The organism is Colwellia sp. 6M3 (assembly GCF_014077595.1).
In the GTDB taxonomy this organism is placed as follows: Bacteria; Pseudomonadota; Gammaproteobacteria; order Enterobacterales; family Alteromonadaceae; genus Cognaticolwellia.
On the sequence record NZ_JACGWF010000128.1, the window covers coordinates 1 to 8,145 of the forward strand.

At 38.6% G+C, this 8,145-nt stretch carries 6 protein-coding genes; 2 read left to right on the top strand and 4 right to left on the bottom strand.

The genetic code is table 11. From position 1 onward, the window contains the following. The first annotated feature begins 39 nt into the window (after window positions 1-39). On the top strand, window positions 40-957 hold the full coding sequence (locus H4J50_RS17700; protein ID WP_259366292.1) for a DMT family transporter: 918 nt from the start codon (window positions 40-42) through the stop codon (window positions 955-957). Between the two features lie 101 nt (window positions 958-1,058). On the opposite strand, the gene H4J50_RS17705 is transcribed toward H4J50_RS17700, so the two are convergent. The 4 genes from H4J50_RS17705 to H4J50_RS17725 form a co-directional block, all read right to left on the bottom strand. After that, complete coding sequence (locus H4J50_RS17705; protein ID WP_182257532.1) at window positions 1,059-2,363, bottom strand: amidohydrolase family protein; 1,305 nt, start codon at window positions 2,361-2,363, stop codon at window positions 1,059-1,061. A 247-nt stretch (window positions 2,364-2,610) separates the two neighbouring features. Further along, window positions 2,611-4,950 (bottom strand): DUF1566 domain-containing protein, encoded by a 2,340-nt coding sequence (locus H4J50_RS19450; protein ID WP_220466321.1) that lies wholly within the window; start codon window positions 4,948-4,950, stop codon window positions 2,611-2,613. Window positions 4,951-5,371: 421 nt separating this feature from the next. Next, entirely contained in the window at window positions 5,372-5,866 is a 495-nt protein-coding gene (locus H4J50_RS17720; protein WP_108455494.1) for a peptidylprolyl isomerase, read from the bottom strand. A gap of 257 nt (window positions 5,867-6,123) precedes the next feature. Next, window positions 6,124-7,011: a DMT family transporter gene (locus H4J50_RS17725; RefSeq protein ID WP_182257533.1), complete on the bottom strand. Its 888-nt coding sequence runs from the start codon at window positions 7,009-7,011 to the stop codon at window positions 6,124-6,126. A 240-nt stretch (window positions 7,012-7,251) separates the two neighbouring features. Here H4J50_RS17725 and H4J50_RS17730 point away from each other — a divergent pair, with 240 nt between their 5' ends. After that, the gene (locus H4J50_RS17730; RefSeq protein WP_108457766.1) at window positions 7,252-8,001 is read left to right on the top strand and encodes an MBL fold metallo-hydrolase; all 750 of its coding nucleotides are present in this window, start codon (window positions 7,252-7,254) and stop codon (window positions 7,999-8,001) included. Window positions 8,002-8,145: the final 144 nt, after the last annotated feature.

Here is an 8,145-nt window from a genome sequence, read left to right on the forward strand (position 1 = left end):
ATTTATACTAAAGATAACAATAATAACTAAGGATTTTCGTTGAAATCACCTATTAGCCCAAATTATCAAGCCTATAGCGAACTACTGTTACTCGCCGCGATTTGGGGGGCATCGTTTATGTTTATGCGCGTTGGTGCTCCAGAATTCGGCCCCATCGTATTTGCTACGCTTCGCACGGGTATAGCGGCTACTTTCTTGATTGTCTGTTTAGTATTATTCAAACAAACCAAAGCACTAAAAGGCTATTGGTTAAAAATCTTTGTGGTTGGCGCTTTAAATACCGCACTCCCATTTGCCTTATTCAGTTTTGCCACATTAACACTAACAGCTGGAACCGCCTCAGTGTTGAATGCAACCGCCCCAATGTTCGGGGCAATAGTGGCTTATTTTTGGTTGAAAGATAAGTTAACCCCAAGCGCAGCGGTTGGCTTAATTATTGGCTTTATTGGTGTTTACTTATTAGTATCTGACAACATCCACTTCTCTGCGACACCCACAACACAAGCACTTGAAAACAATGCGTTACTGCCAACATTAGCCGCTATGCTAGCTGCACTTTGTTATGGTATTTCAGCCAATTATACCAAAAAATATTTAAGCGCTATAAAACCGTTAGCTTTAGCTGCTGGCAGCCAAATCGCCGCTACCACTATGTTGGTGCCGTTAAGTTTATTTTTTATACCTGAAACACTTCCTAGCGCTAACGCAATTGGGGCTGTTATTTTAATTGGCGTTATCTGTACAGGCCTTGCTTATATTTTATTCTTTCGACTTATTGCACAGCTAGGTCCAGCAAAAGCAATATCCGTGACTTATTTGATCCCGGCTTTTGGCATTTTTTGGGGCGCATTATTTTTAGGTGAGACCATTAGCTTAATGATGCTGATAGGTGGTAGCGTAACATTAATTGGCGTGGCGTTAACAACGGGGTTATTACGAAGAAAAAAAGTAATATAGTTACGCTTAATCGACAATAAATTAAACTTAACGCTGATAAAAAGTAAAAACAAACTGCTTTTAAAACAGTTTGTTTTTATCAAAATATAATCTAGCTTTGCCTATTTTTGTTTAACAACTTTACCGGTTTTCATTACAAAATCTACATCTAGCAATTCATCAATATTATTGAGTGGGCTAGCATGCATGGCAATAATATCCGCCACTTTCCCTACTTCTAATGTGCCTAACGTTTTTGACTGACCAATTAAGTCAGCGCCATTGATTGTCGCAGAAACTAAGATATCTTGTGCTGACATGCCGGCCTCAAACATTAATTGTGCTTCACGGGCATTGTAGCCATGTTTTGATACACCACTGTCAGTGCCATAAGCTATTTTCACACCCGCTTTGTATGAACGTTTGAAATTTTCAATCATATCACCGCCAACACGTATTGCTTTAGCGCGAATAGCCGGAGACATAAAGTCAGTAGTTTTTGCCATGTTAACCACCGTATCACCGGCCATTAATGTTGGCACTAAGTAGGCACCACCTTTTTTAAACAATTTAATACTTTCTTTGTCGGCGTAACTACCATGTTCAATGCTATCAACGCCTGCGCGTAATGCAGCGTTAATGCCGGCAGCAGCATGTGCATGACTCGCCACTTTTCGCCCTAGTGAATGTGCCGTTTCAACCACTTCTTTTAATTCATCATCAGCCATTTGTTGGCCTGTGCCAGTATCGGTATCAGATAAAACACCACCAGTAGATGTGATTTTAATAACATCGGCACCAAACTTGATCGCGTGACGTGTAGCTCTTCGACAGTCGTAAGGCCCATCACAAATCGTTTTTGCGGTGTGAAGCTCCATTAAATCTGGAGCCATACCGTCTACATCACCGTGTCCGCCAGTGACTGCAACACTGCTGCCTGCAGCAATAATCGTTGGGCCATTTATCCAACCACGCTTCACGCCATCGCGTAAGGCAAATATTTGTTCAGCACTACTGCCTAAGTCACGCACAGTAGTAAAACCCGCCATTAAGGTTTTATTCGCAAAATAGGCACTTTTCATTAAGGTGTCGGCATCAGATAAATTAATCATTTCACTATCGTTGTTCGGGCCCAACTCACCTTGCAAATGTACATGCATATCCATAAGTCCTGACATAACAAAACTTGAAGAGAGATCAATAAGTTTGGCATCTCCTCCAAAGCTATTAACGTCAACAAAACCGGACTTAAGTTCGGTGATTTTACCGTCAGTAATCACTAACGTTTGTTTTTTAAGTGGAGCCTTACCGGCAGTTACTAATAATTCGCCAGCATGAATAACGGTTGTTGCCGCCAAAGCTGAATGAGACAACGCGACACTAACGACTAACGCTATGCTTTTTATTGATGATTTCAATGTGAACATGTACTGAGCCTTATTGTTATTTTATTATTTGCCTATAGTTATAGCAGCATGACAAAAGAATAAAAAATGAATTCGATAAATGGGCAGTTTATTCCGTTCAACAACGGTGGGGCTATTTGAATACTAAAATTTGTAACCGTATTGTCAATGATGGCAATACGGCCACATATTGTGAAAATTCAAAGATTTATTCTTCTGTAAATGGCCATTGATAGTGGAATAAATTATAAGCCCTCTCACATTATATTTAACGCGATTTTTTAGGAGGGCCACTCGGCGCTTCATCAGGGCTGATGTAACCGTCGTTATTTTTATCAAAATGGCTAAATCGCTGTTTGCCAGCCTTAAATTCTGACAATTCAACTTTACCATCGCTATTTTTATCGAAGCGGTTAATAAACTTATTGCTCGTACTTTTCGCCTCAAAGGCATTTATTTCAGGTGAATTTTTTTGCACTAAACTGATCTCGCCATACTCACTTCTTAGTTCTGTGAGTTCACCGGTCGCGATATTAACATTACCCCCTCTAACCAAACGTACATAGTTTTCTACTCTGATCATGTCACCCTGCGGGCCTCTAGACATTGGCTCTCCGGTTTTAGGATCACTTCGCTGAGCGCCAGCACCGTGCACGTCCATGGTTTTACCTCGCATTTCACCTAAGGCTTTGCCAAAAGCAATATAAACAGCACCTGCTTCTGGGACTGGTCCATCAAGGTGAGTAGTCGAACTCCAATAGTATGGATAATCCTGTTCACCGCCTTCATTCTCAATTAATGAGACTTTAAAAATAGGATCAATAGCTGCGGAATTTGATGTTTCAGGTGATCGTGTATAGTCAACAATGCTTTGTAGCTCTTTCGCATTAGGTAAGCGCCAGTCATTGTAACCACCTAATGTCGACTGCTGTGCGTGTTGCAACGCCGCTTGCCAATTTAACCCATTATTACTATCTACTTGTTGCCACATTAATTCGGTTGCGTGATCTGAGACAGTTCCATCGCCATTATCTACAAAATTGTTTTTACCGTAGTCGGTGTTGCCTCTTACTAACCTAAAATACATTTTATTAGCGTCATTCGTACGCGGGTTATATTTTGGATACCCCTTAATACGACCATCAACAAAATTCACACCAAAAACCGTATCGTCATTGCTCATGGTTTTACCGACATATTCAGTACTCGACCAAGTTTGCGCGTCAATTTCTCGCTCTCCAGAGTGAGTATCACCAATAGGTTGGTTAAAGTAGGTGGTATCAATAAACGGATAAAGGGCTTTGTCTCCTTTCACACTACCTGAAAATTGAATTAACGAATAAAGCTCTTTAATTGTTGGTAAACGCCAGTCGCTATAACCTGCTAACCTTATCTCCTGAACTTGTTTTTTTGCCGCTTCAAAAGTTAACTTATCACCCATCTCTTTTTGCCAAGTCAAGCCAGTAATGTTATCGGTAATAGTGCCATCACGATTGTCGGTATAAGACGGCGCATTAATAATAAAACTAGCATCTTGTCCGAAAAACTTTTCGCTAGCAGTGGGTAATGAAATAACATCATTGTTGCTATAAGCTAGCCTCTGTCCTGTATCAACAATGGCATAACTGCTAGTGACATTGTGCGTTATTGAAGTTAAGTTCGAGTTCGAAGCAATAGCTTTTGTGAGCACCATTAAGTCTTCAGAAAAAATAACATTACCGCGGTAATTCTTTTTAATTTCTTCCAAACTAGCAACAGTATCAACGGTAGTCGAATTAAAGTGTGTATAAACTAAATTTTTTACGTTAGCTTTGTCAGCCATACGGCTAGAATCTGCTAAGTTAAGGTGTGCATGCTCTTTCGACAGCCTGCTTTTGTTATTGCTACCATTTTTAGTCGCTTTACTGCCTTTTTTGTTTTTATTGTTACTCTTACGACGCCCATCTTTCATAATCATGCCACCCGAATCAATAATCATAAAGTCGGCATTTTTAGCAAGCATTGGTAACTCATCGGAATAAGTAAGATCACCTGTAATAACAACAGATTGATCATGATAGTCAAAGCGATAAGCAAGGGTATAAATGTTATGTGGTACCTTTAAGGTGGTGACAATGATATCGCCAATCTTAAATGACTCTCCACCGGTTAAATCTTTTACTTCAAAGGATTTTTGCCTTTCAGCAACCGTGCGTTGAGTTTTGTTTAAGCGATATGAAATATCTTCGTCATACAATGTTAAATTTGCTTCAGTAAACTTAACGGTATTAGGAGGTCCAATAATAGAAAAGTTACCCCGCCCTAACAGCGAACGAATAAACATAGGTACAAACTCTTCGTTATGATCAAGGTGATGATGAGTAAAAACTAATGCCGTTAAGTTCCGAGGGTCAACCCCTAATTTATTCAAATTAGCCTGTGTACCATTACCCATATCAACTAAAATATGTGTATTACCTGCTGAAATTAAGGTGCTAGCACTGGCACGTTTTTCATTATAAATAGGCGAGCCAGAGCCAATAATGATTGCAGTAAGTTGATCAGCAGCGTTAGCCACTTGTAGAAAAGTAAAACCTGATAACACTAACGCGATGATAACTTTTATCATAGTAAACCTAACCTTCATTGAAAGAATAATGATGAATATCGAGGTCACTATACAAATCAATTTGTGTACTTTCAGGTAATTTACAAAACTTTACGCCTGTGAAAGCCGCTAATGTACGCAAAAGTTGAAGTGAAAAAAGTGATCGAAAAGTGGTTGACTAGCTGAAGCGATATTAAAGAATTAAGTAGCCACTAACATTTTAGTCTCTGGCACCTGCACCAAAGCGATCATTGAAGTTTTAGGTCGAATCGACAACGGCAGCTTTAAGCAAGCATACTCCACATCAATATCATCGTTTATCTATACACTTCAAATTAAAATGCCAATAGTGCCGACTTTAGAACACAAGTATAATTTTAACTTTACGCATAAAAAAACCGACTTAAAGCCGGTTTATTTTATATTTTCACTCATTATCTAATTAGTGCTGATGTCCGCCTGCACCATGTGCATGACCATGTTCAACTTCTTCAGACGTTGCTTCACGTACATCTGCAACTTCTAAATCAAAAGTTAACACTTTACCTGCTAGTGGTGGGTTAATATCAACAGTCACCATAAATTTACCCGCTTTAACAACAGTTACTTGGCGTTGACCGCCATCTGTATTTACCACAGCTGTCATACCTGCTTTCCATTTAGCACTTGGCGTAGGTAAGCCTTGCATATGCTTTACCGGCACGCGTTGAATGGCATCTTCTTGGCGTTCGCCGTATGCTTCTTCAGGTTGTAAAGTTACTGAAAACTTATCGCCAGTTTCTTTGCCTACTAATGCATTTTCTACACCCACTAACATATTTTTGTAACCGTGAAGGTAGGCTAAAGGGTTACCTTCATAAGAGTTTTCTATTTCAACACCGGCTTCATCTTTAAGTACGTAATGAAACTGAACAACGGTTTTATCGGTAATTTTCATTTTATTTCCAAGCTAGTAATTAGTGTTAATGTGCCAAATTTATATGGCGAAAATGGTGCATGAGTCTTTGCGCGAGAGTTTAACAAAATAGTGATACCAATTGAATTAAGAATTATCCTCTTGATGAATTTAATTGAGCCTGAACGAAAAACTCAAGCCTTATATCCCTCCAGTTATGCATTAGATTAGACGCAAATCTATGCTCAAACCTATGGCCAAAGTTATATTTAAAGTTATGCCCAAAGTTATACCTAAACTTATGCCCACAGCAATAGCACCAAAACACTTATCACGATTAACAACATACCTAAGTATTCAGTGGCCGATATTTTTTCTTTGAAAATACGGTATGTTATAAACAGGGTAATAAAAAACTCTACTTGACCTAACGCCTTAACATAAGCCGCTTGTTGAAAACTCATAGCAGTAAACCAACCTATCGAGCCAATAACACTAGTTAAACCAACAAATAAACATAAGCGCCATTGGTTAAACATATTCGTAATCTGTTGCTTATCTTGGCAATAAACGTAGATGATGGAAATGAGCGATTGCATAGTGATCATAAAAGTTAAAGTAACAGCAGCACTCAATAATAAGTCGCTATTTAATGCCAAACTAGATTCTCGCACAAGCAGTGTTGTAATAGCTAAACCCAAACCTGACGCTAAACCAAAACCTGCTCCGGGGTTTTGCAGTACATCTTTAAAAGTAAACTTTACTTTCGAGACTAACAAAATACCAACCACACCAATAATGACTGAAAACCAGCCCATATAACTTAAACTAGCTGAAAATAGTAAAGCACCAACAACAGCAACCTGAATAGCTTCAGTTTTAGCCAAGCTCGTTGCCACCGCAAAATTTCGATACTTAAATGCTGCAACTAAACATACCGTTCCAATAATTTGCATAACACAGGCAATTAGTGCGTATTGTAAGAATTGTGTGTTTAAAGAAGGTATCTCTAGTGCACGATAATCTGCAACCCACCATAAATATAGCCATGCAAAAGGCAGAGCGTAAATGTACCTCACCCCTGTTGTTGCCATAGCATTAAGGTGTTGGGTAAGTTGCTTTTGTCCTGCTGTTCGTATTGCCTGCATGAAAGCAGCAAGTAAAGTGAAGTAAATCCAAAGTTCCAAGAAAAATCCCAATAACAATAGTTTAGAAGCATTATTGTATGATTTGCTAAGGCTAAAAACTATGAATGATATGGACTATTTAGTGGCTAGATGAACTATTACAATATAAAACTTAACAATTGGCTTATTGACAGCGTGAATAACGACATCTCATATCAGCTAACTCTGGTCTTACCTGTTGAGGTTTTAACAATAACAAGGTATTTTAATCATTACTCACTCGTTAAAGTTAATTTTATGATTAAACTGCATTGCTTAAATGGATATATTCAAAATTTTTATCTAGCTGAGTACGCTGATAAACTTTTATTACTTGATGGTTGCTGCCGTGCTGACATTGCCATTATAGAAGATTTTGTAAACAATACCCTTAATCGACCTATGTCAGATATTGCCTTAATTGTAGTCACACACATGCACCCTGATCATGCTGGTGCTGCGAATTTGTTACGTAAAAAATATGGCAGTAAGGTAGCAGCAGCCAATGTGCCTGGGCAGTGGTATTCAGGTGTTGACGGTAAACTAATGCACTTAACCGACATTCTATTAACGTTATGGGTAGCGGGTCGCCAGAAAAAAGCTAAAAAACACCTCTATTACTCAAGCAAGCTAACGCCTGATTTTTATCTTAGTGATCAATCAGTTTTACCTGGATTTGAAGATTGGCAGGTACATTTCACTCAAGGCCATACTGACAGAGATATATCATTACACCATAAAGCAAGTAATCAAATTTATGTTGCCGACTTAATGGTAAAAGTGCGCGGAGCTTTTATTCCACCCTACCCAGTTTTTTATCCTAAACGATACCTTCAATCTTTACTAAAGATTAGAGCATTAAATATAGAATCTGTACTTTTGGCACATGGAGGAAAGGTTCAATTAACTGAACAACAATGGCAGCATTTGATAGCGTTGGCGCCAACCAAGCCTGTTACACATTGGCGTTCAGTTAAAACAAAGCTTAAACGGGTATTATTTAACCGCTAAAGTAGGTATTTCTTAGCTTTGGTAAACCCAAGCTAAGAATGATTTTGACTCATTTACATTAGTAAATGAAATTAGTTTTGTACCGTTTTTATCCGTAACTGCAACATTGTTTTTGTTAACAGAAATAGATTGAATCGGTGATGC

Coding starts and splice junctions, on each gene's coding strand:
- H4J50_RS19450 (WP_220466321.1), bottom strand. CDS start 4,950: ATGATAAAAGTTATCATCGCGTTAGTGTTATCAGGTTTTACTTTTCTA.
- H4J50_RS17705 (WP_182257532.1), bottom strand. CDS start 2,363: ATGTTCACATTGAAATCATCAATAAAAAGCATAGCGTTAGTCGTTAGT.
- H4J50_RS17720 (WP_108455494.1), bottom strand. CDS start 5,866: ATGAAAATTACCGATAAAACCGTTGTTCAGTTTCATTACGTACTTAAA.